Annotated in this window: 27 protein-coding genes, 1 tRNA gene and 1 pseudogene; 9 read left to right on the top strand and 20 right to left on the bottom strand. The window is 48.0% G+C overall.

Annotation, left to right across the window (positions count from 1 at the left end; translation table 11 throughout):
- Nucleotides 1–8 precede the first annotated feature (8 nt).
- Together QMG93_RS06115 and QMG93_RS06110 are read right to left on the bottom strand one after the other, a co-directional pair.
- Nucleotides 9–488 carry a VOC family protein gene (locus tag QMG93_RS06115; protein ID WP_281934483.1) on the bottom strand — a complete coding sequence of 160 codons (480 nt, stop codon included), beginning with the start codon at nt 486–488 and terminating at the stop codon, nt 9–11.
- A gap of 132 nt (nt 489–620) precedes the next feature.
- Nucleotides 621–1,369 (bottom strand): annotated as a pseudogene (locus tag QMG93_RS06110) (O-methyltransferase).
- Nucleotides 1,370–1,493: 124 nt separating this feature from the next.
- Here QMG93_RS06110 and QMG93_RS06105 point away from each other — a divergent pair.
- A complete protein-coding gene (locus tag QMG93_RS06105; protein ID WP_088834055.1) occupies nt 1,494–2,396 on the top strand; it encodes a LysR family transcriptional regulator in 903 nt (300 codons plus the stop codon).
- A gap of 7 nt (nt 2,397–2,403) precedes the next feature.
- On the opposite strand, the gene QMG93_RS06100 is transcribed toward QMG93_RS06105, so the two are convergent.
- From QMG93_RS06100 to QMG93_RS06085, 4 genes are all read right to left on the bottom strand, one after another.
- On the bottom strand, nt 2,404–2,940 hold the full coding sequence (locus tag QMG93_RS06100) for a DUF5991 domain-containing protein (protein WP_281934479.1): 537 nt from the start codon (nt 2,938–2,940) through the stop codon (nt 2,404–2,406).
- A gap of 75 nt (nt 2,941–3,015) precedes the next feature.
- The gene (locus QMG93_RS06095; protein WP_281934477.1) at nt 3,016–4,251 is read right to left on the bottom strand and encodes an ISL3 family transposase; all 1,236 of its coding nucleotides are present in this window, start codon (nt 4,249–4,251) and stop codon (nt 3,016–3,018) included.
- A gap of 18 nt (nt 4,252–4,269) precedes the next feature.
- Nucleotides 4,270–5,451: an MFS transporter gene (locus tag QMG93_RS06090; protein ID WP_281934476.1), complete on the bottom strand. Its 1,182-nt coding sequence runs from the start codon at nt 5,449–5,451 to the stop codon at nt 4,270–4,272.
- Between the two features lie 79 nt (nt 5,452–5,530).
- Complete coding sequence (locus QMG93_RS06085; RefSeq protein ID WP_127458932.1) at nt 5,531–5,821, bottom strand: ArsR/SmtB family transcription factor; 291 nt, start codon at nt 5,819–5,821, stop codon at nt 5,531–5,533.
- A gap of 496 nt (nt 5,822–6,317) precedes the next feature.
- Here QMG93_RS06085 and QMG93_RS06080 point away from each other — a divergent pair, with 496 nt between their 5' ends.
- Nucleotides 6,318–7,349, top strand: a complete 1,032-nt coding sequence (locus QMG93_RS06080) for a serine hydrolase domain-containing protein (protein WP_281934858.1) — start codon at nt 6,318–6,320, stop codon at nt 7,347–7,349.
- On the opposite strand, the gene QMG93_RS06075 is transcribed toward QMG93_RS06080, so the two are convergent.
- The 6 genes from QMG93_RS06075 to QMG93_RS06050 form a co-directional block, all read right to left on the bottom strand.
- On the bottom strand, nt 7,346–8,722 hold the full coding sequence (locus QMG93_RS06075; RefSeq protein WP_281934472.1) for an MFS transporter: 1,377 nt from the start codon (nt 8,720–8,722) through the stop codon (nt 7,346–7,348). The two genes, QMG93_RS06080 and QMG93_RS06075, sit on opposite strands and share 4 nt — an antisense overlap.
- 176 nt (nt 8,723–8,898) lie before the next feature.
- A complete protein-coding gene (locus tag QMG93_RS06070; protein ID WP_281934470.1) occupies nt 8,899–9,324 on the bottom strand; it encodes a MarR family winged helix-turn-helix transcriptional regulator in 426 nt (141 codons plus the stop codon).
- Nucleotides 9,325–9,485: 161 nt separating this feature from the next.
- Nucleotides 9,486–10,886, bottom strand: coding sequence for an MDR family MFS transporter (locus QMG93_RS06065; protein ID WP_281934468.1), 1,401 nt, complete (start codon nt 10,884–10,886; stop codon nt 9,486–9,488).
- Entirely contained in the window at nt 10,876–11,544 is a 669-nt protein-coding gene (locus tag QMG93_RS06060) for a FusB/FusC family EF-G-binding protein (protein WP_281934466.1), read from the bottom strand. The genes QMG93_RS06065 and QMG93_RS06060 overlap by 11 nt, the downstream gene beginning before the upstream one ends.
- A gap of 260 nt (nt 11,545–11,804) precedes the next feature.
- Nucleotides 11,805–12,398: a hypothetical protein gene (locus QMG93_RS06055; protein WP_281934464.1), complete on the bottom strand. Its 594-nt coding sequence runs from the start codon at nt 12,396–12,398 to the stop codon at nt 11,805–11,807.
- A 154-nt stretch (nt 12,399–12,552) separates the two neighbouring features.
- The gene (locus QMG93_RS06050) at nt 12,553–15,222 is read right to left on the bottom strand and encodes a LuxR C-terminal-related transcriptional regulator (RefSeq protein WP_281934856.1); all 2,670 of its coding nucleotides are present in this window, start codon (nt 15,220–15,222) and stop codon (nt 12,553–12,555) included.
- Nucleotides 15,223–15,415: 193 nt separating this feature from the next.
- Between QMG93_RS06050 and QMG93_RS06045 the strand changes: the two genes are divergently transcribed.
- Entirely contained in the window at nt 15,416–16,303 is an 888-nt protein-coding gene (locus tag QMG93_RS06045) for a fructose bisphosphate aldolase (protein WP_281934462.1), read from the top strand.
- Nucleotides 16,304–16,367: 64 nt separating this feature from the next.
- On the opposite strand, the gene QMG93_RS06040 is transcribed toward QMG93_RS06045, so the two are convergent.
- Complete coding sequence (locus tag QMG93_RS06040; RefSeq protein WP_281934460.1) at nt 16,368–16,958, bottom strand: DJ-1/PfpI family protein; 591 nt, start codon at nt 16,956–16,958, stop codon at nt 16,368–16,370.
- Nucleotides 16,959–17,061: 103 nt separating this feature from the next.
- Here QMG93_RS06040 and QMG93_RS06035 point away from each other — a divergent pair, with 103 nt between their 5' ends.
- Nucleotides 17,062–17,937 carry a LysR family transcriptional regulator gene (locus tag QMG93_RS06035; protein WP_281934458.1) on the top strand — a complete coding sequence of 292 codons (876 nt, stop codon included), beginning with the start codon at nt 17,062–17,064 and terminating at the stop codon, nt 17,935–17,937.
- 146 nt (nt 17,938–18,083) lie between these two features.
- Here QMG93_RS06035 and QMG93_RS06030 read toward each other — a convergent pair whose 3' ends face one another.
- Nucleotides 18,084–19,073 (bottom strand): hypothetical protein, encoded by a 990-nt coding sequence (locus QMG93_RS06030; RefSeq protein ID WP_281934456.1) that lies wholly within the window; start codon nt 19,071–19,073, stop codon nt 18,084–18,086.
- A 35-nt stretch (nt 19,074–19,108) separates the two neighbouring features.
- Nucleotides 19,109–20,020 (bottom strand): LysR family transcriptional regulator, encoded by a 912-nt coding sequence (locus QMG93_RS06025; RefSeq protein WP_281934454.1) that lies wholly within the window; start codon nt 20,018–20,020, stop codon nt 19,109–19,111.
- A gap of 181 nt (nt 20,021–20,201) precedes the next feature.
- Here QMG93_RS06025 and QMG93_RS06020 point away from each other — a divergent pair, with 181 nt between their 5' ends.
- Entirely contained in the window at nt 20,202–20,666 is a 465-nt protein-coding gene (locus tag QMG93_RS06020; RefSeq protein WP_281934452.1) for a DinB family protein, read from the top strand.
- Nucleotides 20,667–20,783: 117 nt separating this feature from the next.
- Here QMG93_RS06020 and QMG93_RS06015 read toward each other — a convergent pair whose 3' ends face one another.
- Together QMG93_RS06015 and QMG93_RS06010 are read right to left on the bottom strand one after the other, a co-directional pair.
- Nucleotides 20,784–21,428 (bottom strand): formylglycine-generating enzyme family protein, encoded by a 645-nt coding sequence (locus tag QMG93_RS06015; protein WP_281934854.1) that lies wholly within the window; start codon nt 21,426–21,428, stop codon nt 20,784–20,786.
- Between the two features lie 54 nt (nt 21,429–21,482).
- Nucleotides 21,483–22,136: a TetR/AcrR family transcriptional regulator gene (locus QMG93_RS06010; RefSeq protein ID WP_281934852.1), complete on the bottom strand. Its 654-nt coding sequence runs from the start codon at nt 22,134–22,136 to the stop codon at nt 21,483–21,485.
- 189 nt (nt 22,137–22,325) lie between these two features.
- Here QMG93_RS06010 and QMG93_RS06005 point away from each other — a divergent pair, with 189 nt between their 5' ends.
- Complete coding sequence (locus QMG93_RS06005; protein ID WP_281934450.1) at nt 22,326–22,949, top strand: flavin reductase family protein; 624 nt, start codon at nt 22,326–22,328, stop codon at nt 22,947–22,949.
- A 91-nt stretch (nt 22,950–23,040) separates the two neighbouring features.
- On the opposite strand, the gene QMG93_RS06000 is transcribed toward QMG93_RS06005, so the two are convergent.
- Both QMG93_RS06000 and QMG93_RS05995 read right to left on the bottom strand, forming a co-directional pair.
- On the bottom strand, nt 23,041–23,664 hold the full coding sequence (locus QMG93_RS06000; protein WP_281934448.1) for a cupin domain-containing protein: 624 nt from the start codon (nt 23,662–23,664) through the stop codon (nt 23,041–23,043).
- A 278-nt stretch (nt 23,665–23,942) separates the two neighbouring features.
- A tRNA-Ala gene (locus tag QMG93_RS05995) sits at nt 23,943–24,015 on the bottom strand.
- A 323-nt stretch (nt 24,016–24,338) separates the two neighbouring features.
- Between QMG93_RS05995 and QMG93_RS05990 the strand changes: the two genes are divergently transcribed.
- Together QMG93_RS05990 and QMG93_RS05985 are read left to right on the top strand one after the other, a co-directional pair.
- A complete protein-coding gene (locus QMG93_RS05990; RefSeq protein ID WP_281934447.1) occupies nt 24,339–24,557 on the top strand; it encodes a hypothetical protein in 219 nt (72 codons plus the stop codon).
- A gap of 36 nt (nt 24,558–24,593) precedes the next feature.
- Nucleotides 24,594–25,004 carry a hypothetical protein gene (locus QMG93_RS05985; RefSeq protein ID WP_281934446.1) on the top strand — a complete coding sequence of 137 codons (411 nt, stop codon included), beginning with the start codon at nt 24,594–24,596 and terminating at the stop codon, nt 25,002–25,004.
- 83 nt (nt 25,005–25,087) lie between these two features.
- Here the strand turns inward: QMG93_RS05985 and nrdR are convergent, their stop codons facing one another.
- Nucleotides 25,088–25,570, bottom strand: a complete 483-nt coding sequence (gene nrdR, locus QMG93_RS05980; protein ID WP_063182171.1) for a transcriptional regulator NrdR — start codon at nt 25,568–25,570, stop codon at nt 25,088–25,090.
- A 99-nt stretch (nt 25,571–25,669) separates the two neighbouring features.
- On the opposite strand from nrdR, the gene QMG93_RS05975 reads away from it, so the two are divergent.
- Nucleotides 25,670–25,894, top strand: a complete 225-nt coding sequence (locus QMG93_RS05975; RefSeq protein ID WP_010496076.1) for an alpha/beta-type small acid-soluble spore protein — start codon at nt 25,670–25,672, stop codon at nt 25,892–25,894.
- Nucleotides 25,895–25,917 lie beyond the last annotated feature (23 nt).

Genomic DNA, 25,917 nt, shown 5'->3' with positions numbered 1-25,917 from the left:
TTGGCGCGTTAGTCGAGCGATCTCTCGTAAGCCCGCTTTAAAGCTTCGATGTCCATTTTATCCATTTGAAGCATGGCCTGCATCACCCTCGCCGATTTCTCGGCATCCTTGTCCTCCAGCAGCTCGCCCAAAATCTTGGGAACGATCTGCCACGAAAGCCCAAACTTATCCGTGAGCCAGCCGCATCTTCCTGGCTCCCCGCCTTCGGAGAGCTTCTCCCACAGCTCGTCGATCTCCTGCTGCGTCTCGCAGTTCACGAAGAACGAGACGGCCGGGGAAAAGCTGAACTGCGGACCGCCGTTTAAGGCCATAAACGATTGCCCGTTAAGCTGGAACGTTCCTGACATGACCGTTCCCTTCGGGCCGCGTCCACCTTCTCCGTAGCGTGTGACGCTTTCGATCTTCGAATCTGCAAAGATGGAGGTATAAAAATTCATCGCTTCTTCCGCTTTGCCGTCAAACCACAAGAAAGGGGTAATTTTTTGCAACGAAATCGCTCCTTTTGCACTCGATTGGAATGAATGTCCTCTCGCCTGACCTTACAGCTCCATCTTAGCATACAAAAGGGGATGCGGTTTCTTGCGGATTGCTGTTCTGCCCCGCGCATGGCTTTCGCCGAATTATCCGTTTACGACCCCTAGGACGAACCCGTCGTATCCCTTACTGCCCACAGTTTGAATCGCCGTAGCGGATATTCGGGCTTCTTCCGCTAGCAGGTCATAAAACTCCCTGACTCCATTGACACGGGGATCTGTGCTGGCTTCGTTCATAATCTCGCCGCGGCGAATGACATTGTCCCCAATAATGATTGTCCCGGGGCGGGACAAGCGAAGCGCCCATTTCAAATATGCGGGGTTATTCGGCTTATCCGCATCAATGAATACGAGATCAAAAGGCGCGGCTCCTTCCTCTTCCAGCTTAGCCAACTGCTCAAGCGCGTCCCCTACCCGGATTTCCACAACTCCCTCCACCTGAGCAAGGGATACATTCGCCTGCGCTACCTCCGCATGCCGCGGATCGAGCTCCAGGGTAACGAGACGTCCATCTGCCGGCAGCGCCCTTGCCATCCAAATGGTGCTGTAGCCTCCCAACGTTCCGATTTCAAGAATACGCTTGGCGTTTTGCATCCGGACAAATAATTGCAGCAGCTTTCCTTGGGCTGCAGAGACGTCATACGGCGGCAAGCCCGCTTGGCGTTTTGCATCCGGACAAATAATTGCAGCAGCTTTCCTTGGGCTGCAGAGACGTCATACGGCGGCAAGCCCGCTTGCCGGTTTGCGGACAAAGCCTGCTCCAGCACGGTGTCATGAGGTATGAGCTTCTCCGTAATATACTGATCGACCCGGCTCCACATGTCCAATGTATTCATTTTATCCCAGCTCCTCGGTTTGTATTTGACTTCAACATTGATTTTAATTGATTCGAAACCATAAATATAATATATTGTTTTATTGATTCCATATATTTTGTATATAGAACTAAGGAGACTTGCCATGAATCTTCATGCCCTGCGACTGTTTCATACGATCGCTTCCACGGGAAATGTAACCCGCGCCTCCGAACTGTTGAATATTAGCCAACCGGCCATCACGGCCCAGATCAAGAAATTCGAAAAGGAGCTTTCCATTTCTTTATTGAAGCCTAGTGGAAGAGGGATTGCCCTGACGGATGCCGGTGAAAAAATAGCTCTGCTCGCAAAGAGACTGTTCGCGGTAGAACAGCAGATCGATCAATTTTGTCACGAATACCGCAACGGCACGAACGGACATATTCGATTGGCTGCGACCTATTTACCGGCCCAGTTTTTGATCCCCGCCTGGATCGCGAAGTTTAAACAGCAGTACGAACAGGTCGAAATGACAATTACAACGACCAATTCAAGCGATGCACTCAAGCAGCTTTTACAGATGGAAGTGGACCTTGCGGTTTATGGAGGGCTGGCGGAAGAATACCCCGATGCGATTCAAACGGAAGAGTTGTTTCGCGACGAGCTGTGGTTCGTGGTAGCGCCGAATCACAAATATGCGAATCAGCAAGTTTCGCTGGGCGAAATGATGAAGGAGCCTTTCGTCATGCGGGAGGAAGGAAGCTCAACACGGGAAAGATTGCTGGCTTTATGCCGGACCTACAGCGTATCCAAACCCCGAATCACGCTGCAATTCAACGGATTGCATGAAGCGATCATGGCCGTTATTGCCGGCTATGGCGCCAATTTCGTTTCTTCGTTGGTCGTGCGGGAATATGTGCAGCGCGGCGAGCTATGCCGGGTTTACGTTGAGGGTGTCCGGCTGCAAAATACAATTGCCATCTGTACCCGCAAAAACGAGCCTTTGTCCGCCGCTGCTGCAAATCTCGTACGAATTATTCGCCAATCCGGGGAGGATGCGGCGCAATAGACAAGTCTCAGCTTGAGCGAGCCGCCGCCTCAAAGTAAGTCTTGCCGGATTCGCCGTCATCCTTAAGCATGGGTTGGACTTTCTCCCAAAATGTGTTCAAAACCGATTCCTTTTTTTCCAAACGTAATAAGACGTCTCCGGGACTATATGGCTCCCCTAAGTTATCGGGCAAATACTTGTCAAAAATGATTTTTATCGCTTTGCCGTCTCCCTCCACTTTCGCCTGAAGTCGTTCCATCGTTTGAAAGCCATCGATGTCAATTGTCGCGTAGTAGCTTTTACTCTCTTTATATATATTAATTCGATAAAACATATTTTGATCCGGAGGGGCGTATTCCGAAAATTCATACTCCCCGACCCACGATTCCAATGGCGAAGAAGCTATGGTCGTTTTCACTTCTTCCGGCTTATTTCCCGAAGGCGCATGCTGAACGTTATCGTTTAACGCCGAAGATGGAGTACTCGTGCCGCATCCAATCATTGAAGCCATGATGAGGGCAAGGATTGCGCTCCCTATGGATCTCGCTATCACTTTATTTATCATATATGGATTCTCCTTGTCATTCACTTACATCGGTCCTTCCAATCGTTTCCTCCCCTTTTTATAGTGGAAAAGGGCTTATAATTCGCCCTTCTCCAATTTCTCTATCATGGTTGAAATGTCGATACCAAGAAGTTCTCCACGCTCCTTTGTAAGTCCTTCTGTAAAGAGAACTTTGGCTCGTAGGGCTTCAAATGAGTAGCCTCTCCCCAAACGGTTAATGACATGGACAAGGCTGTTCAGAGACTCCGTATAGGCGTTTGTAATACGATGGTCGAAGTAGGCGAATATCTCTTCTTCCCAGTTTGCCATAGCCTTTGTAAGAGGCTCAAAAGCGGATTGGAGCTCTTTGGGTATTTTAGATTTCCAAACGTGGTATTTGAGGAATGCCTTTTGTCTTGTATCGCTTTCCCAAATATCGAAAAAGGACTCCTTTAATTCATACGCAATACCGAGAGAGGGGTGATTCTCAGTCCACAGGTCAAGCGTTATCTTTTCCATCTCCGTGAGCTCTTTGTGGCGTTTCAGAAGGATAAAACGGTCGTGCATAAGCCCCCGACGTTCCTTCGGTTTTAAGCCCTCTCGAAGCTGTTTGCGGATGGTTTCTAACGCTTGATTCGCCATACGGACAACGTGACATTTATCAATAATGATAGTCGCCTTGGGCAATACAGTCTTTACAGCGTCCTTGTACGGTTGCCACATATTCATAGCAACGTACTGTACTCGTCCTCTGTTTGGAAGGCGTGAGAGGTAGCCTACAACCGTTTCCTTGCTCCGATTGGGCAGAACGTCTAACAAAGTACGTTCCTCGATGTTGGTCAAAACGCATCTTGGTTTCATCATGTGAATTTCGTCTATACCAAGCCAATTAGGGGTTTCAAATCGTAACGTTTCTTTCAGACGGTTAATATAATCACGAAAAATATTGCGTATCGTCTTTTCGCTAAGCCCTACGTCTTCTGAAATACTGACGAATGTTCGTTTAAGACTCTGCTTCTCAATGTAAGTCAACAATCGCTTGGTGCAGTTCCGTCTTTCGTCAATGGTGTGGTCTAAATGTTCCCAGAAGGTTTGAGAACATTCACAACAACGATACCTCTGACGCTTTATAAGAAGTCCTACACACTTTCCGTGGATAGGCAAATCCATACAAACCTGTTCCCTGTTATCGTGCTTATAGAGGTTCGCATTGCATCCACAATGAGGGCAAGCTAAAGGTGGAGAACTCGCCACCACTTGTATTAGAAAATCAAATTGATTCTCACGAATACTTAGTATGTTGAATTTTGGAAGATTTAGAATATCGTCCATTTGAATTCTTCTATGCATTTAAGATGCAAGTTCCTTTTTCGTTTTCGAGTGAGTAGTCAAAATACCACTGAATATAAAAGATAACAATGAACCGGCAAAGCAAATAGCCGCAAATATGCCTACGGCGGAAAAACCGTTAAAAGTCGCATAAATCAAGCCTGCGACCCAAGAGCCGAGTGTTGTCGCAGCGTACATGATCGAATTGGCCAAGCTTGAGATCGTGCCGCGGATTGTCGGATTTAACGAATTCAGCAGTCCCAAAATCAGCGGAAATGCGATTCCCATATTAACAAAAATTAAAAAGTATACACCTTCAAAAGCCGCAACCGACGACAGGTGAGGCAAAGCAATAAAGCATGCAATCGAAACAAGAAAACCCACTACCATTGTATTCAATCGGTTCAACCTTTTGATCACATAAGCACCGCTAATGCTCCCGACCATATTTCCAAGACCAAGAAAAAACATCACGTACCCCACTTGATCAATCGAAAGGTGAAAGCGGTCCGTCATCCATTTTCCAATGAAAGAAAAGGCAGCAAAAAATCCACATTGAAAGAAGAAATGAGCCAGGAAAGACCTTCTCGCTATTCGGCTTGTCAATAGTGGGACGTATCTTTTAAATATTGGAATCTTGGATCTTTGGTCTTGCTTCGGTTTCATTTCGGGCAAAGCATAAAAAATACATATCGCCACCAACAACGAGCATACACCGATTGTAAAAAAAGGATAAGACCAATGGGTTGTAGCAAGCAGGCTTCCAATAGGTGTCCCGAACGCTTGGGAAGCAGCCAAGCCTGCCATTACGATTCCTGATACTTTGGCGATCTTGGGCGCAGGAAACAGAGCAGAAATGGAGGCCCAGACTTGAGGCGCTGTAAATGCTGCGCTGACTCCGGCTAAAAAACGGAATAAAAACATCGACCAAAAGCCTGTGGCAAAGCCGCATAATATGGTTGAAACCGAGAAGCAAACCATGCCGTAAAGCATCACTTTTTTTCGATCCCATCCATCGGAAAGCGGCCCGGCAATCAGTGCAAATACGGCATAACCTAAAGCATAGGCTCCCACCATCCAACCGGAATACTCGGTCGAGATATGAAACAAGCTCTGAAGAGTGGGGATGAGTGGAGAAATCAAAAATGTATCCGTACCGATCACAAACATGATGAGGAAAAATAATGCTGTTAATTTTTTCATGCTTATTACCTTCTCCTATCGCAATTAGTTTTGTAGTTGAATAACTATTGAACTAATGAACAAAAAAATAGATTTCTTTCTACAGCGTATCCAGAAATCCGGGCAAGTAAGTTTGAAAAGTCTCTATATCGATACTCATATACTTCGTTTGAGCTTCTTTTCGTACCTTGATCAATTTCGCCTCCCTTAATGTGCGCAAATGATACGAAGTATTCGATTTCGAAGTATCGCGAATGTCCATTACTTCTCCGCAATTCATCTCCTTCTTGTTGGTGTACAGAGTTCGAATGATATCCAGTCTTGTTTCATCAGCTAATGCCTTAAATATTTTGACCCTTTGCTCATCATTAAACATTATTTGAGTAGTCATAAAACCATTGTACTACGATATTGCTCCAAATCAAGGCTTTAGCAAAATACCACCATATTCTCCGATTTATAAGTGAAATGTTTTTAGTTTGTCTCCACTATAAAATCCGAATACCCTAAAAAATATACGTCGCCCCGAAAGGACGACGAGCTTGTTGAGAAAGTGGACTTTAACAAAAATAGAGATGCATACGGAAGTGGGGTATCCACTGGAGAAGCGATAGCGGCCGCCTTTGTCTTCGGGAAATGTCCGCTGTTAAGCGGCTTCCAATCAAATTTCCCGAGGACAACAGCGGTCGGAAGTGGATACCCCACCTCTTCGTAACCTCTATTATCCCTTTTGACCACTTTCTCAACACTTTGGTCGCCCCGAAAGGACGACGTATATTTTTTATGCACTAATTGTAAATAACTTCTAATAGTGATATCATAACAATATCATAAATAAAAAACGCTAATCGAGGTGAGTTAGCTTGGATAACGCTATAGCAAATATCATGTCTCAGAAACGCATTCACCGATGGGCGAATCTCCCGACACATCGTTTAACGGTCGGTTTGATCCGGAAATCCGCACGAACGATATGGACTGGGCAACAATCCGAAGAAGTTGGCTGCCCGAAGTCGATCTATGAGATCGGCTCAATTACCAAAACCTTGATCGGTCTATTACTCGCAATAGGAGAACAGAACGGGATGTGGAGCCGCTCCGATCGGCTTTCGACTTTCGTTCCGGAATGGTCTTCCAGCTCATTTGCCAATCAAACCACGCTGTTGGAGCTTGTTACGCATACCGCCGGCCTGCCTGACGTACCGGGGAATTTTAGATCTGCCATCACCGATCGGTTGAATCCTTACGCGAATTATGACGATACCCGCTTAATCGAAGCTGTTTTGTCGGAGAGTCCCAAGAAGAACAGCAAGCACCGCTATTCCAATTACGGCTTCGGCTTACTTGGCTGGCTACTGTCCAGACGGTTGGGCATAAGCTTGAATGAAGCGCTGGCCGGACATATATTTAATCCTCTTGGCATGACGGATTCTGGGACAGGCATGAGCCGACAGCCGGCCGGACAGCTTCTTCCTGTGTTTAATTCCAAAGGCAAGCCCATGCGGCATTGGGACTTCTTTGATACGCTGGGGGGCGCCGGGGCGGTCCGTTCGACGATAACCGATATGCTTAACTATTTGGATGCGCATTTAAGCCATTTCGACTCTCCCCTCGGCCCGGCGATTGCAGAATGCTTGGAGGAGCATTATGCTATGATGCCGGGCCGAGGGATCGGTATCGGTTTCGGTTGGATGAGGTACAAAGAAAAGGACGGCACGACTACGCATTGGCACAACGGAGGAACGTATGGATCGAGTTCCTTTATCACGTTTAACCGCGAAAAAGAGATGGGGCTGGTTATTTTGTCAAACCACGGCTCTTCGATTTGGAGTCAAATCGCGCCTCTGATTGGCATTCCAGTGATGTCTGTCGATCATTTAGCCACCATGCTGACCAAGAAGCTGTTTATGGAAGGTTAATCGGCTCTCTTGGCAATACGGAAAGAGATAAGAAAGCTCAGGACGATGAAGAGCAGTTGAACCACTAAAGCCAGCATGATCCCCATAAAGATGCCTTGGCTAAAATGCTCGCTTACCGCGATTAAAGCTCCGCCTATACCAATGCTCACTCCCGGGCAAAAAGCGTCGACGAATTGAAGATACGCGGAAATCTCGCCTTCCTCGCCTGAGCGGGCATGCTGCAGCGCAATCGCTCCTGTCGTCGGATTGGCCAACCCAATGCTGAAGCCGGTAAAGATTTGCGAGATGACGGCAAACCCAATTCCCCCGCTCTCCAGTCCTACAGCCGTGATGACCAGCGATACGCCGACGATCATTAAGCCGATACCGGCTGTAATCCGTTTTTTTCTGCCGCGTCCGCTATCCTTTTCGTCCAGTTTGGATTGCAGCCACGCTGCGGCGGACCAGCTTAACGCACCTGCGGCGACGATCAATCCGGTAAGGTCTGCGGGCAAGCCTTTGACTTCCGTCAGCGCCAAGACGACATAGCTCTCGGTGGCAACATAGCACGCGACATACAGCCCTCTTGAAACAATGGTGGCCGGCAGCCCTTTTTTGACGGTGAACGTTCCTGCAGGGAGCAGTTGCTGCAGTGGCCGGACCATGACGATCAACCCGATAAGTACAAGCGCAATGCCCTTCCAATCGGAGGCAAAGCCCAACCCGCTCAGCAGCAGCCCTGTGCCTACCGTCAGCAATACAGCGTATCCTTCCTTGCGGCCGCTTTTTTGAACCGGAGCGCTAGCCGTTTGAAGCTTACGAAAGGAAGGAAGCGTCAGCAAGACGGCCACCGCGATCAAGGGCAATACAATCCAGAACACAAATCTCCACGAGACATATTCGGCCAGCAGGCCCGCAATATACGGACCGATCAACGCGGGCAAAATATAGGCGCTGGAAAACACGGCCAAAATTTTCGTCCGGAGCGCATCGGGATAGCTTAAAGTAATGCTGTAGTACACACATGTGACAATAGCGCCTGCGCCAAAGCCTTGAAACGCCCTCCCCGTGATTAACATCGGCATATTCGCGGAGGTGGCGGCAACCAAAATACCGGCTACAAAAATAACGATAGACAAAGAAAAAGAGCGATACACGCCGATTTTGCCGATTTGCTGGCCGATGACCATCGTGCCCAATATTTGCGTCAACAGAAATGCGCTGAAGATCCAGCCGTATAACGAAATGCCGTTCAAATGTTGCGCCAAATCCGGCGCGATGGTCGTAATCGCCAATCCTTCGAACGCTACGGTAGTCACAGCCAAAATGATGCCGATGGTCAACGCCCGATAACGCGAGTCAAAAATAGCTGCCTTGACCTCACCTGTTTCCATTCTCTCACCCTCAATCTAATTGCTAGAACATTAGTTGCTTTAGCAAGTATAAGAACTAAAAAGTTATAGCTGTTAACACCTAAGCTGCATTAAAGAACCCAAAAAATAGTCTTGTCTATAGTTGCTATAGCAACTATATGATTAAAAAAACGCAAAACAGTAAAACGGGCAAATCTCTACAAATCCTTCACGTTATTATACATAACGGCAAGTATTCTTCTAAAGGTCTCGACTTCTTCCTCGGACAAACCTTCGACCGTTTTCTTATAAGCTTCGATCGACGGAGCGAGTATTTCCGCTTTGATTTCTCTGCCTTTCGGCGTTAAATATACCCGCAGCGATCTGCGGTCCGTCTCATGGGTTACGCGATGAACGAAGCCCTTCTTTTCCAGCTTGAACAGCATCCGGGCAATGTTCGTCTGATCTTTATACAGCCTTTCCGCAAGCTCTTTTTGGGTGATCCCCTCCTTTTCCCAGAGAATGACCAATATCTCCCATTGATCCACGGTAATATCGAAAGGGTTAACGACCTTTTGATAATAATTGTTAAGCTTCAAATCCGCGCGGTGTACGATAACGCCGATATACTTTTCTAATTCCAATGGCAGCCTCCATCATAGTCGACATGATTATAGTTGCTATGACCATTATATTTTCCCGAACCCGGCTATGTCAATCCGTAAATTGGTTATTTTGATCAAAAAGCAAAAAAGGCAGCTCGGGGGTGACATTGCCCTCCCCCCTGAAACTGCCTTTTTCTTATCTACGTTTTCTTTTGCACCGCAGCGCCTTTTCCGCTGCCGAACAGCTCCCGGTTGGAAATGCCCGGAAGCCCCAGTGAGACCAGAAAAGCCAGCACCGTAACAGCGGAGACGCAGACGAAGACGACGTGGATGCCGTGCGCCAGATCCGCGGTTTCGCCAGTGGACGCGAATGCATTGAACACGACGCCGAAAATCGCGATAAACACCGTCTGACCTAGCGTGTTCATGAGTGCGCTCGTCGACATGGCAATGCCGCGCTGGCGATTCTCGACCGCGTTTTGCATCAGAATCGCGAGCACGGTTCGGCTAACACCGAGACCGAAACCCGCCAAAAGCATGATGACGAAGAACACCGGTACCGGCGTTGCCGTCGTAATCGTTGCCAGCATCAGACCGCTGAAGACGAGCAGACCTGCTCCGAGGACGGCTACCTGCTTGGGCGAAATCCGTCGCATGAGCTTGCCCGCGACTGTGGCGCCGAGCGGCCATCCGACCGTCGCGATGGCGACCGCGAAGCCCGACACGATCGGCGACTGATGCATGAGCGATTGCAGCCAAAGCGGGAAATAGACCGTCGTCGCGATAGGAAAGGCGTACGCCAGAAAACTGAACAGGTTCGGAATCAGGATAACCTTGTTCCGAAACAGCTCCAGCGGCATGAACGGCTCGGATACGCGCCGCTCGACCGCCACAAAAATGATGCCGAACAGCACGAACATAGCTGCAAACAGCAGATTGACCGGCGAAACGAAGCCGCTCTCTCCCCCGAATAGCAGCACGATGAGCAGCGACGAAATGCTCGTCAGGAACGAGATCGCCCCGAACCAATCGATGGATCTGCCCACCGGCCGGAATGTCTCCCGGAACGCGAACGAGAGCAGCAGCAGCGACGCCAGACCGAGCGGCAGGTTGAGGAAGAAAATCCATCGCCAGTCGGCGAATTGGACGATCAGCCCTCCGATCAGCGGGCCGACGATGCTGGACAGAGCCCATACGCTGCTGAAAATCCCCTGCAGCCGCGTCTGTTCCTCCGGCGTATAGATGTCGCCAATAATGGTCATCGTGATCGGAAAGATCGCCCCGGCGCCCAGCGCCTGCACGGCCCGAAAGATGACAAGCTGCAGCATCGTTGCCGCCGCCCCGCAGAGGACGGAGCCGAGCAAAAAAACGGCGATGGCGATCATAAGAATGCGCTTGCGGCCGTATAGATCAGCGAGCTTACCGTAAATCGGCACGGTGACGGCCGTGACGAGCAGGTAAACGGAGAACGTCATGTTCATCAGTTCCATGCCCTTCAAATCGTCGACGATGGATTTCATCGCCGTAGTGACGATCGTCGCTTCCATCGCGCTCAAGAACATGACGATGAGAATGGATACGAGAACCCAATTACGATTCATGAGTTCCCACCACCTCTCGAACGAACCTTTCAAGCGCGGTGACATTCGTAATGTTCTTATTGCAAACCTCGCTGTCCACACACAAATAGTTGCCTATCGCCTTATAGTAATCGGGCGAAGCGTTCGCCGGCTTCGATCTGGTGACCGCCGTAAACAACGCAACTTCCGCATGCCGGTTGCACAAAAAGCATACGCTTTTATTCGCCGGGATATATCTTCCTTCGATGCCGACGAGTTGCCCGTCCAGACGGTACACGATGAACAATTTATTTGTCGCGATGTCCACCCAGCCAAGATATGTGACATAACGGTAATCGATCGCGGTTAAATCGGGATGCTTCAGCTTTTTGTTTTTGGGGAACAGCTTGGCAAGCTGTTTTCCCGTCACTTCCGGAAACTGCACCAAATAAGGCTCCAACGAATGCAAATAATCCCGGAACTCTACCTCCGCACGCAAAGCGGAAATCTTTTCCAATACTTGCCTTTGAAGCTCGGTGGCATCCATGAATGCCTCCATAATATTGAAGTGAACGCTATATCTTACCGATTCCACCACTTTCGGATCGGTAACGGAATGGCAGGCCCGCTCCAGCAGCTCGACCTGCTTTTTGATGAAATTATATTGATGGTTTCTAATGAATGGGAATGGTGTGACCATTAGCTTTCAGCCCCTTATTTTTGATGAATACAAAAATAGGTGCAAAGCCCATGATTAGAAACGATCCAAGCTTTCTCGGGCGAACAAGGTTAACGAGATAACCATCCGGCCCATGCAAAGTATCGCCCTAATGCTAGGCTTTGCATGAGCTGCTTCTTGTTCCGGCAAAATAATTTGCCACTTCAACCGCCTCCATTCATCCGCCATTATAAAAGAAATATGCTTTAATCACAATTGCAAAAATTGATTATAACGAAACTTCACCGAATTTCGTTTTTGTTGTTTAACCACTCCTGAAATTGAAGCGGTGTTCGCACGCTATCGTCCAATACGGCCGTATAAATGTCATAGCTCTTCACTTCTTTCCCGTATTCAGCTCGCGTGGCCCAGCTATTTTTGATGGTCAGAATCGATTCCCGCAGCTCCGGGGTGAGCCGGTCGGGCATGGTCCGGATATGCCTAAGATCCGGTTGTTTATCCGGTTCGTCGACGAACCAGATATCGAGCTTCCAATCCATCCCGCTCAGCGCTTTATACTTTAATCCAAGGTACAGCCCGTCCGGATAGCCGGGATCCGTATTCCAGACGCCGGAGTCATTCAGGAACCTGACCTCTCGTACCCCCTTACTGACCATCAGTTCGGAAGCGATCCGAGTTACTACATCGATGTTGAGCTTGGAGCACACCACGGTAATATCCAAATCTCTCCAGACCATCAGCCCGAGAGCAGCACTGCCGACTCGAACCGGCTGGCCGGCCGAAGATAGCAATTCGTCGATTTTCAATTCCTTCGCTACAGCCTTCGCTTCCATTTGCAGCTCGTGCTGCCGTGTCAGAAGTTCGTTGTCGGCCATCGTTTGTCACTCTCCTTTTACATGGCTTCATCACAATTCACGATCATGCCCCACCTTGATGGCTACGCACCCCTAACGAGTAGCGCCGATCTATGACCGGCGACATGAATATATAGCTACTAAAGTGTCGTTTCGGGCATTGCTGCGCGCTGATCTACAACAGCCCCAGCTCGCGGGCACGTGCCACCGCTTCGGTACGCCGCTTTACCTGCAGCTTGTCGAAGATGTTCCGGTTATACCCTTTCACCGTGCTTAACGCGAGGAAAAGCCGCTCGCTAATCTCATGATTCGAGAGTCCTTGGGCGATGAGCTGCAAAATTTCCAGTTCTCGCCCGCTCAGGGGCTCGATCAGGGACTTGACCACCAGAATCTGGCGCGAACCGGATTTGCTTTCACCGTTCAATCGCTTCGCTTCCATATCACCCAGCAGCTTGCCCGCATACCCCGGCATCCTCTCACGAGTAACCGCTTCGCGCAGCAGCTTTTTCATCGGAATGCCTTCGTCGACAAAGGTCCGAATACAACCGCCGGACTGGGCTATGGTCATAGCTTCAACCAGCAGTTGCGCCGCTTTGAGCTTTTCACCTTGCGCATGCAGAGCGACGGCTTGCAGAACCGTGATTTTGAGCCGCTCATCCTCCCATCCCTTGGCCTCTGCCTGCTCTAGAAGCGGCTCCAAAAGCGCCAGCGCCGCGGACGCCTCTCCCTGTGCCAGATGAACCCGCGCCTGGCTGACGGGAAGCTCGTGCTTCTGCGCCAGATGGGCAGCAGCCGCCACCTGGCCCTGATGAAGCAAAACAAGCACCTGCGCGGCAGCGATATCAGGCCTCTGCTTCACGAAATTTTGCCGGCTGGCGATATGGTCGGCCTTCGCTAAACAAGCGGCCGCTTCGGTCACCTCTCCCCGTGCAAGCTTCAGTCGGGCGAGAACTACCTCGCCTGCAACGACTCTGTCCGTCTGCTGCAACTGCTGCGTCAGTTGGACAGCTTGCTGCCCGTGGTGCATCGCGGTCTCCAGATCGTTCCATTCGTAAAAAATACGGGCCAGGCCCAGATGCGCTTCGCATACAACCGGGAGAGGCGGATCGCCACCCAAGTGCAAAGCGTGCCGATACGTCTCAGCCGCCACATACAGCTGATTGTCCAGTTCCTGGATATTCCCCAGACCGAGTGTAGCCATCAGCGTGATCATATAATGCCCGATCGTCCGGCTGATCGATAAAGCTTCGGTATAGGCTCGGCTTGCCGCCGCACGATCCCCCTGGAGCTGGTAAGCATATCCCAGCGTCCATGTCGTTGCCGTACGGACAGGCAGGTTGTCCGGGTGCAAATATTCCAAGGCGCGCCGCGACTCGGCAATGATGGCGTACGCCTGGTGTGTGTTGACAGCCAGCGTGGCACGTATAGCGGCGATATGCCCTTTTAGATCCCGGGTCTTATCGTCGTCCTGCGCAGCACCTTGAAGCCCTTTTTCAGCAGCCTGCAGCTTCCGTTCAACGTCGGCCGGTTGACCGGCCATGAGCAAGGCAGAGGCATGCATGACGCTTAACACAGGCCTCGCGTCCAGCTCCTCCTTCGGCATCGAATCCAGCCAATTCAGGACAGGGGCTATCGCGCCGCGGAAGAGCAAAGGCATCCCTTCCCCCTCGATCAGACGTACGGCGCGTTCAACATCATAGGCGGCTGCCGCATGGTGGAAAGCTTCAAGCTCCAGGCCATAGTCTTCGTACCACTCGCTGGCACGCAGATGCAGTTCCGCCACGTCCCGCTTCGCTTCCCCTTTGGACGAACCGGCGGTAGTTTGGTACAACCGCTGACGCAGCAAATCCGCAAACAGATGATGATAACGGTACCAGCGCCTCTCATTGTCCAAAGGAATGATGAACAGGTTGGCGCGTTCGAGATATTGCAAGGTTTCTTGTCCGGAGAGAAGTTCGTCGGTTTCCCCACCGAGAACGGCATCGCACAGCGGGCCGCACAACCGGTCGAGGATGGACGTACGTAGCAAAAAAGCCTGAATGCTTGCAGATTGCTGCTGCAGCACTTCTTCAACCAGATAGTCCAGTACGAAATGATGGCTGCCGGAAAAAGATTGTATCAAGCTGGAGGCGTCTTTATGCCCCTGCATGGAAAGCGCGGCTAATTGCAGACCGGCGATCCACCCTTCCGTGCGGGATTCAAGCACAGCGACATCTTCCTGCGAAAGGCTGAGACCCATGACCCAGCTCAGAAATTCCGCCGCTTCAGAGGATGTAAACCGCAAGTCAGCGGTACGCAATTCGGCCAATTGGTCCCGCACGCGCAGACGGGCCAAGGACAGATCAGGGTCCTCGCGGGTGATGATGACCAGATGCATTTGTGCCGGCATGCGCTCCAGCAGAAAGGCGATGGCATCGTCAATCGGTCTGGAATCTATCACATGGTAATCGTCAAGGACGAGAATGAAACGGCCCGGAATGGCGGTGGTTTTATTCAGCAGCGCCGTCAAAATCGTTTCCATCGGCAGAGGGCCGGGGGCTTGGAGCATCCCCATCACGCCCTCCCCACTATGAATCCCGATCGTATGCAAAGCCGCAAAGAGGTAAGTCAGAAAGCGCGCCGGATCGCGATCCGCCTCTTCCAATGACAGCCACGCAGCAGGTTGCGGACAACTCGCGAGCCATTCGCTGACAAGCGTGGTTTTACCACATCCTGCCGAAGCGGAGATGAGGGTTAATTTGCGGTGCATCCCCTCATGCAGACGCTCGATCAGGCGGAGACGGGAGACAGCTTTTGACCGGGGAGTAGGGATGTACAGCTTGGTGGACACAATTGGGATAGACATCATTATCACCGTTTCTACGAAGTCAATGGCGGCGCTTACGTTTCATATTATGTTCGACAGTTTCACTGGATTTCCCTTTTGCGTCCCTTTACAATCCCGGTGATCTTCATCAATGTATGTTTGCAACTAAAAGTGCTATAATAAAAGAATTCAAGATGTTATTCAGTTCCACAATAAGGAAGGAGAAGCATTCATGAATACAAAACAATTGGAGAGAATCCATACCGGAAAAGGCTTTATCGCGGCCTTGGACCAAAGCGGCGGCAGCACCCCTAAAGCGCTAGCCCAGTACGGCGTTCAAGAATCGAGCTATTCCAACGAAGAAGAGATGTATGCACTGGTACATGAGATGAGAACGAGAATTATCAAAAGTCCCGCTTTTGATTCCCGGTACATCTTAGGCGCCATCTTATTTGAGAACACGATGGATCGCTCCATTGACGGCCAGTTGACGGCCGATTATCTGTGGGAGAAGAAAGGGATCGTGCCTTTTCTGAAAGTCGACAAAGGGCTCGCCGATCTGGAAGACGGGGTTCAGCTCATGAAACCGATGCCAGATTTAAACGACCTGCTGAAACGGGCGGTTGAACGAAACATTTTCGGGACGAAAATGCGCTCCCTGATTAAAGAAGCCAATCCGGCCGGAATCAAAAAAGTCGTTGAGCAGCAGTTTGCCATCGGGAAGCAAATCGTGGACATGGGACTGGTTCCGATCATCGAGCCGGAAGTGGATATTTACAGCGCAGATAAAGCAGCATCGGAAAAACTGCTGAAGGACGAAATTTCCGCTCAGTTATCCGCCCTCGACAAAGACGCAAAAATCATGCTTAAGCTTTCCATACCGACGGAAAACAACTTCTACAGCGATCTGATGAAGGACCCGCACGTCGTACGGATCGTAGCGTTGTCAGGCGGCTATTCGCAAGCGGAAGCCAACGAAAAGCTGGCCCAAAATCACGGATTGATCGCGAGCTTCTCGCGAGCTTTATCGCAGGACCTCACCGCCGGGCAATCCGACGAGGAATTCAACGCACTGCTGTCCAAAACCGTTCAAGATATTTACGAAGCCTCCATTAAATAAAAATATCACGACCCCGAACTTTTTGACGAGCTCGGGGTCTTTTCTTATATCCGCCAATCTGAAGTTATGCGAGGAATCCCATGAGCCTTTTTACGTTGTTGGCATTTTCCGTCGAAGTAAGCGATTCAAGAAGGTCGAAGGCTACGGCGAATGCGGTCGATGGGTTAAAAGAAGTAATGACATTTCCGTCCCTTACAACGGGTTGATCCGGAATCACGTGGGCTCCCATGGCCTCCAGCTGCAGCTGCCGCTTGCGGTTATTCAGATTGTAGGTCGTCGCCTGTCTTCCTTGCAGAATGCCGCTTTTGCCAAGCGGTAAAGCTCCGACACAAATCGAGGCAATGATTTTTCCCTGCCTGTCGAATTCACGTATAAATTCAAGGACATCGGGGCGAAAGGCATCCTCGTAAAATCCGGCTTCTTCAAAGCCGCCAGGCAGCGCCAGTGCATCGAATTCCTGAACGGTTACCTCTGATATGACCTTTTCGGGGATGATGGTAAAATTCCAGGTACACTTTAATTCGTTTCGAGTTCCGACGGTAACGAGCTGCGTCGATCCATCCCCCTCGTCTTTATTCCATCCGATCACATCTGTAAACACGCTTGCTTCCACGGCTTCAAAACCATTCGGCAAAAGTAAACATACTTTTTTCATATGATTCATCTCCTTTTGTAAGAATCATATGATACAATGAATCATTAGTAAAATTGAAATAACTAATCTTTATATTTAGAGTTTCTGATAACAATACACATCTATGGGGGGGATAAAAATCGACATTCGTCAATTTCAATCCTTTAAAGCCGTTGCGGAATTGAATAGCTTTACAAAAGCAGCTCATGCTCTTCAGTATTCACAGGCCACCATTACTTCTCATATTCAGCAGATCGAGCATGAAATCGGAGTTCCCTTGTTTGACCGATTAGGAAAACAAATTAAACTCACCATGGTCGGACAGGAACTGTATCATTATGTAGTGGAATTGCTAACTGCATATTCCAAAATAAAACAAATTTCTTCCGATGACTCCACGATCAAAGGCCAACTCCGCATTGGCGCATCAGCAACCTTAACCGCATACAAACTAGGGCCCATGCTCTCAAAGTATAAAAAGAATTACCCTGAGGTTACAATCTCTCTTATCAACGATCATTGTTCCGCCTTACGACAGAGACTCCACTCTGGAGAGCTAGACATTGCGATCACTCTAGAACCGCAGGTATGCGACCCGCAGCTCATCACCGAAATGTACTCGGAGGAACCGTTAGTCTTTGTAGGAGAAAGTAATCATTCCCTAAAGACTATCGAAGAATCACATAGCGAGTGTATCATTTTTAGCGAGAAAAATTGTGCGTTAAGGCGATTTTTTGAGGAGTACTTAATTCAGAAAGGAATAGATACGTGTAATTACTTGGAATTTAACAGCATGGAGGCTATGAAAGAATGTGTTGTAAGCGGGTTAGGGATTAGCTTAATGCCTTCCATCAGCGTGGAGGCGCTGCTGCGCGACAAAAAAATGAAAGTGATAGAATCCGCTTGTGAAAATCTAATGTTTTACGCACAAATCATCTACCATAAAAACAAATGGTTGTCAAAAGCTCACTGGAAATTCATTGAGATGGTTAAGAGCTGATCAAGCCAAAATGCCTTCCGAAGAACCCTCGGAAGGCAAAAATGCCCAAGCTGTTACCCCATTTTTGAACCTGAAACATATAACCACCCGCTCTAAAAATATCGTAATGATTATATTTCATGATCTTTCTCCGTTGTTCACATGTACTATTCCCAAAACGATTCGATAAAGTTGTTTAAATGGTATTCCTCTTCTTCCTTCCCCCATTTACTCCAGAAAAATAAATCTTGATAATAAGCATCCCGTAAGCTTGATTCATGTATTATCGTTTCTTTCATATTTTCTGGAACTGCGTCGTAATATCCAAATACCGCAGAACAGTTCCCTCTTCCTCCGATTTTAAAATTCAACGTTTCGGTAAAGTTCGTCAATTCCCTTAACGGAACATCTGCAATCCAGATCGACATTCCGTCTCTCGATTCAGTTTCTTCTTTTCTTCCCCGGATCGAGGGTATATCATTTATAACATCAGGTAAATTGCATTTTGCAGCTTCAACCGTTAATTTCATTATGGGTTCTAAAATCACGGGGTCTGCTTGTTTCATCCCATTCTTAAATGCCATTAATCCTGCAATTTTATAAGACATTTGGTTTGAATCAGATTCATGAAATGACCCGTTATATAACGTTACTTTCACATCCACAACCGGAAAATTACCTAATACCCCACAAGTCATAGCCCGCTGAATGCCTTCGTGAACAGACGGAATATACTCGCGTGGTATTACATTTTCGTCAACAATGTTATTTACAAATTCATTACCGGTATCACGCAATTTGGGTTCAAGTTCAATCCAACAATGGCCGTATCTGCCTATACTTGATGATTGCCTTACAAATCTCCCTTCAGATCTTACGGTTTTTCTTATGGTTTCCTTGTATAATACTTGTGGCTTTAGAACATCTATATCCAAATGAAACTCGCTTGATAAACGGTCAATAATGCTATGGAGATGTTCTTCCCCGTTACCTGCAATGATCGTTTGCTTACTGGTTTCATTTAAATAAACCATAAAATTGGAATCTTCTTCTGCACACCTTTTTAATGCCAGCAATAGTCTTTTTAGGTCTTTCATTGTTTTTGGTTTATTGATTGTAATGATCATATACGGCTCAAAAAAGTTGATTGGGCGCATATACATCGCCTCCACATCCGGATTCTAAATTTGTCTCACCCTAACGAGCGGCTGGTACGATCCTCAACACTTTGAATGAAAGATTGCAGGACTTCCATGAACAATCGGGCCGCCGGCCCCAAAAATTTGTCCTTGCGATAAATGATACAAATGTCCTGACTCGGGGTAGGATGCAGCAGGGTCACGGCGGTGATGTTCTCACGATTTAGATAATCTAATAGCATTCGGGGTAAAATACAAGCCCCAATCCCCTGCTCAACCAGCAACAGCAGCGACGATAACGTTGAGGTCACAATCGGATTGTCCAACACTACCCCTTTCTCCTGGCAATGAGAATGGATTAATTTCGTAATCTGGTGCTCGGGACCGAACATGACCAGCTTCAATTGCTGGATTTGTTCGAACGGGATCGCCTTCGACTTCGCCAGAGGGTGATCCGATCGGATAGCCAAAGCAAATTCCTCGTGAAACAGCGGTTCGATGACAATACGTTCATCGGGATTCTCAGGTACCGTTGTTACGCCAAGATCCCGCGTGCCTGCGACAACCTCTTTATACACCTCCGTCGATTCCGTGACGGTAAGCGAAAGCTTGGGATAGGACCGATGGAAATCGACCAGCAACGCGTCAAAGAGCAAATCCCCATCGCCGGGAAGTATCCCGATATCCAGCCTGCCGCCTTCCATCTTTTTCAGATCCGAGATCGCCCTTTGAATATAATCCATCCGCTCAAAGATCAGCTGACTTTGCTCCAAAAGGATTTGGCCTGCTTCGGTTAACGCGATCCGTTTGCCGATGCGGTCGAATAAAGGAAGCCCCAGCTCGTTCTCCAAAAACTTGATCTGCTGGCTAAGATTCGACTGCGTGGTGCAGAGCGACTCGGCTGCTTTGGAGAAGTGCATCTCCTTACATATGGCAGCAAAGTATTGAAGCTGTCTGAATTCCATTCTTCCGCAACTCCTTCGTAAAAATCATCGTTTGAGCATCAAAAATATCGTACAGGCAGGTCATTATTCAAAGTGATCATTTTCATCGGAATTACGTGATTGTTGAGCCATGGATGAAAAGCTACACTTGGTTTATGAAAGCGAACCACATCAACCCTAAATTTGAGGAGGCACTTAAATCATGACTCAATCGATTATTCACACAAGTCAAGTTCTGCGTCAAGTCGTCATCGGGCAGGTTCAAGGAATTTCGGAGGCGCAATTCGACGTCCAACCGGCAGGCTTCAACAATACGATCCGCTGGAATGTCGGTCACATGATCTATTGGATGGATAAGTACTCTACCCTTAGCTTCGGCTCACCGCCCGCTATTCCTGAACATTACGAGACGCTGTTTGGTTCGGGAACCAAGCCTTCGGATTGGACCATGACACCTCCCTCTAAAGATGAACTGATCCAAGGATTAACGGCGCAGCTTTCCCGCTTCTCGGAGCTGACGCCTGAAATGCTGGATAGTACGCTTGAGGCACCGTTTGTGATGGGACCGTTCCAATTTAGCATCGCCGGCGAATTATTCAACTTCGCGCTGATTCACGAAGCCATTCACCTTGGCACGATAACAAGCCTGCTCAAAACGATCCAGTGAAAGTCAACAGATCCGATCTTCGCCCATACAAAAACGCAGCCGATATCGGCTGCGTTACTTCTTATAGCTGTATAGTGAATCTCAATGATCCGCGCCGCCTCTTATTTTTTCGCCACCTCACAGGGACCTGGCAAGACGAAAGCCGAGATCGTCGATGCGAAACGTAGGGTGACTGCGGCGGCGGCACGTTGCCCCACAGCCTCTAGCCTCTTCGGCCCAACTGCCGCCGCGGAAAATTCTGTAGGATCCGTATACTTTCGCATCGTATACATCCCAGCACCACTCCCAAACGTTTCCTAACATATCATAGAGCCCCCATGCATTCGGCCGCTTTTGACCTACTTGATGTACCATGCCCCCGGAGTTTTCATCATACCAGGCGATATCATCAAGCTCTCCGTACCGGTAACCGCCCGTCCCTGCTTTACACGCATACTGCCATTCCGCTTCCGTGGGAAGACGATACCCATCCGCCTCCCGGTTCCAGACGACATTTTCATCGTCCTCGCTTATTGAGTAACATTCCTGCAGACCCGAATGCCGGGATAGCAGATTACAAAATAAGATCGCCTCGTTCCATGAGACATCCGCAACCGGAGCGCGCGGTTCGTCATGAGGTCCGACTGTCTTATGCACGATCGAGGAATATAACGCCTTTGTAACAGGAACCGGTGCAAGCAAAAAAGAATTCACCTGAGCCGTCCATACCGTTTTTACTCGATCGTCCCTTAATTCAACTCCACCTGCGGGAATTGTCACCATCGGATACTCCGCATAACTATGCCGTTCATTTGACACCTGTTTTCCTCCCGTTCCTCATCCGCCGGTAAACCTTCTCACGTAATCTTCGCAAATGTACCGGTTATCTTCGCCATTGGCTGGCGGAATATTCGCTACTCTAAAAAAGCTTAGACCTACGACCATCGCTAACAGCCCATAGGCGGCGTTTTGGGAATCTTCTACAGACATTTGCCCCTTCATGTTGCCGTAATCAAAAATCTTGGCAATGCCATGAAGATCAGCCATATAGCTCTTGGATATGACTTCCTGAAAATTGCGATCCAGTACGGCTTTGGAGAAAAACTGCAGAAAGAGCCTTGCTTGATCCTCGTAGGGGATGAACATCTTTTCAATGCCATCCAGCTGCGAAACGTTAATCTTCTTTTCCGAATCCTCACCGTATGGGGGCAAAATATGTTTCAACGTAACGTCAATCATTTCACCGGCTGTCATCGTGCGTTCAATCTCGGATTCTATCTTGAGACTGTAATAGGCCAAGAACGACTTGAAGGCTTCGACCGTCAGATGATCCTTATTCTTATAATAATAAGCGACAACTCCCTTGGAGCAGCCGGCATATTCGGCCACCTTATCCAGCGTCATGCCATCCATCCCGTGAAGGCTGATACAAGTTAACGTAGCGTTGATGACATCGGCTCGGCGCTTTGGTTCCATTCCTAATTTGGGCATGAATTTCACCTTATCCTTTTTTATACTGACCAGTCGGAATAAATAAAGTGTACATAAGGATGGATCACGCTGTCAACCATCATTCCAAAACTTTTGACATCTTGCTGTTTTACTCCATATCCATATCTCCCGCAAAAAACTTGTGATATATTCATGAAAAATCGGCCACTAAGGAGATGTGGATAAGCTATGCATACGGTAATCGAACCTAAAATTCTTTACTTTGGCACCTCTGTCGTGCTTATAAGTACGATCAACGAAGACGGCACGCCTAATTTGGCTCCTATGTCCTCTGCCTGGTGGCTCAATCAATCGTGTATGCTCGGTTTAAGCAGCAAGGCTCAGACCGTTCAGAATTTGATCCGTGAACGCGAGTGTGTACTGAATCTCCCGTCCATCGACTTGATTCCCGCGATTGATCGGTTGACCTTGTTAACGGGTAGAAATCCGGTGCCCGAATCCAAAGCCATGAGGGGCTACAAACATGAAGCGGATAAATTTGGTGTCGCAGGGCTGACCGCGCTTCCGGCACAGCTTGTTCAAGCACCGCGCGTCAAAGAATGCCCCGTCCATCTGGAAGCCAAGTTAGTGAAACTACATCCGTTCGAAGAACCAAGTTCCCTTGTCGCAATTGAAGTACGCATCGAAAAAGTGCATATTGAAGAAGATCTTCTAATGGATGCAAACTCAAACTATATCGATCCTTCGAAATGGAATCCGATGATTATGAATTTCTGCGAATATTTCGGCCTTAGCGAGCAACTGTCTGCATCCAAATTAGCACCGGTTTTCGGACCAGGTTCTGCAAAATAAAATACCGAAAAAAAGGAGCCCCGAGGCTCCCATACAGCTTTCTACGTCATTCATCATGCACATGGACGTAAATTGGGGTGGTAAGCACTTTCTAATAAAGCCTGGAATGAGGAGTCATTGCCATTGCTTTTGTTTGTTGAACTGTCCCGAATGGATGATGAGGCGGCGCGTAGATCACGTAAATTTTAAGTGGTTTATTTCCGGTATTGATCACATTATGCCACTTTCCCGCAGGTATCATAATTGCGTAGCCATCATAGGCTTTTTCTTGAAAAGTCAATCTATCCCTGGTATCACCCATTTGAACAAGTCCTTGGCCTTCTTCAATTCGTATGAATTGATCAGTATGCGGATGAACTTCTAAGCCGATGTCATCTCGAACATTGATACTCATTACGGTCACTTGAAAGTGTTTCCCTGTCCATATTGCGGTTCGGTAAGTATTGTTTTGTTTAGTAACCTTATCAATATTGACTACATATGGTCTGGCTCCATGATCCTTTACTACTCGCTCATCTAAAGACTCAAATCGTGGAGCATTATCAACTGCAACAGGATAAGAGTGTAAAAATGCATTTTGGTTTGAAGGATAATTATTTTGATGATATCCAGGCCTATAGCTTGGATAATAAGCGGGTGTATTCATGCCAGCGCAGTAAGGGTATGCGTACATTGGATTAAAATACGATTTAGGCAGATGATGCACCTCTGTCATTCCCTCCATATTTTTATAATGACATCATATGCCTATATTTATAAAACGTACTTCGATTTATTTGCTTAACAAATAATCGCTATAACTGGAAGCTAAACACGCCCCCCCTTCTCCCGAAGAGGGGCTCAATTAATTAGCTGAATTGCTCCCAGTACACCACCTTGGTCACGTAAGCGTACAAACTAAGACGCCAAAAAGGCACCAATTCTGTTTTTGGCACCAATTTTTATTTATGCAAAAATGACAAAAACCCTTGATTCTACAAGGGTTTTTGAGTATGGAGCCTAGGGGGATCGAACCCCTGACCTCATCGCTGCCAGCGATGCGCTCTCCCAGCTGAGCTAAGGCCCCTCGCTATTTGTTTCTTTTGTCGCTCTTTATTATTTCAGCGGCGACAAAATTGATAATAGCATAGCCTAAGGGACTTGTCAATCGAATGAACTAAAGTTGCATTTTTCTGAAAATAAATGGTCTAAGCGTTTGATCCAATAGTCCCCCTCTAAAATCAAGATAAGAAAATCGTTGATTTAGTTACCAGCAAGTCAAGCAAGATTTTCAGTGTTTTTGATGAATTTGAATGTGCATTCGAACTCACAGTAGAGGAAATTGCAGCGGCAGAAAAAAGTAGAATTATTCAATAATTGGGCAATACTGAAAGTAAAGGTAGTGCTAAAATGATCGGACAAGTGGTTGACCGGCTAGTCAAGTGGTCCGAAAATCCTCAGCTAAAAAGAGTGAACAAAATGGACGAATTACTTTCGCCAAGTGTTAGTGACGAACAGCAAAATATTAAACCCACTCTTGAGACATTTCAACTGTTCTTGTCTAAAATCCAACAAAATCATAGTTCAGTTGAATGGAATGCCGAGGAATTAATCAGCCTGCTTCCCTGATCTCCATTTTTACGAAATTAAAAGGAGCGAGTCCTTTTGAACTTTAAGACCCGCTATTGCTATCTTAGTCTTATATGCATGCTTTTAATAAATATAACAACGCCAACATTAGCTGCTCATTCCGAAATTAGGGAAAAAAACCTTGAGGAAGCTTTGTTGCAACAGTTGCATTCAGTTATAGTTGCTTCACTTAAAGACATTTATATGACAGAATACGCTACCTTTAATTGTGAACGAATCTCTAATATCAACGAGAAGGTAACAGTAAAAAGTAAAGATAAGGGGAGCATTCGTGCAGATGCTTTACATGGGGCGAAGTATTTTGAAATAACCGTTAGTTTATGTAATGTTGGAGTTAAAAAAGATAATGTGGAACTGTATCTGAAGAATGACACTCCAACCGCTGAATTTTATTTGGTTGGTTATAAAACTAATGGAAGAAGATAGCTCATTTGCCCAAATAAAAAAGAGGCTCACTGCCTCTTACTTTGTCTAGGCTAACATTAATTTCAGCAGCGAAAAAATAATAACTACAGCTTAGTCGTATCCCCGCCGCCCTGATGCTTGGACAGCAGCTCGGTCAGTTCTTTCATAAACATATCGATGTCTTTAAATTGACGATACACCGATGCGAACCGGATATAAGCGACCTCGTCAACGGGATACAGCTCGCTCATGACAATCTCCCCGATCTCGCGGCTGTCCACTTCGGCATGGGCCGTCGTGCGGATTTGCTTCTCCACCTCGGACACGATCATCTCCAGCCGTTCGACGGATACCGGACGTTTCTCACAGGCGCGGATCAAGCCCCGCAGCATTTTTTCCCGGTTGAATTCCTCCCGGCTGCCGTCCTTCTTAATGACAATGAGCGGCGTCTCCTCGACCATTTCAAAGGTCGTGAACCGCTTCTGACACTTCTCGCATTCGCGGCGGCGCCGGATCGATTTATTCTCGTTGGCGGCACGCGAATCCAATACCTTCGTGCCGGAATAATCGCAATATGGGCATTTCATCGATCGTTTCTTCCTCCCCCTATTTCCCAATAGCTCCCTGTCATGAAGTCCGGGCAATCGCACATAATAGGACTACCAACGACAAGGAGGTGAACAGACATGGGTGCAGGTCAATCCCGCAGCAGCAATCAATTGGTAGTGCCTCAAGCGAATGCAGCGTTGGATCAACTGAAATACGAAGTAGCGCAGGAACTGGGTATCGCCATCCCTCAGGACGGTTACTTCGGTCACATGGCTACTCGTGATACTGGTGCGATCGGTGGTCACATCACTCGTCGCCTGGTGCAAATCGCCGAACAGTCTCTTGCCGGTCAATTCAAATAATAACATGTTTTGAAGAATACGCA

The sequence above is a fragment of the Paenibacillus tyrphae genome (assembly GCF_027925525.1).
Lineage (GTDB): Bacteria > Bacillota > Bacilli > Paenibacillales > NBRC-103111 > Paenibacillus_G > Paenibacillus_G tyrfis_B.
This window is presented reverse-complemented; position numbering and strand designations above follow the sequence as displayed.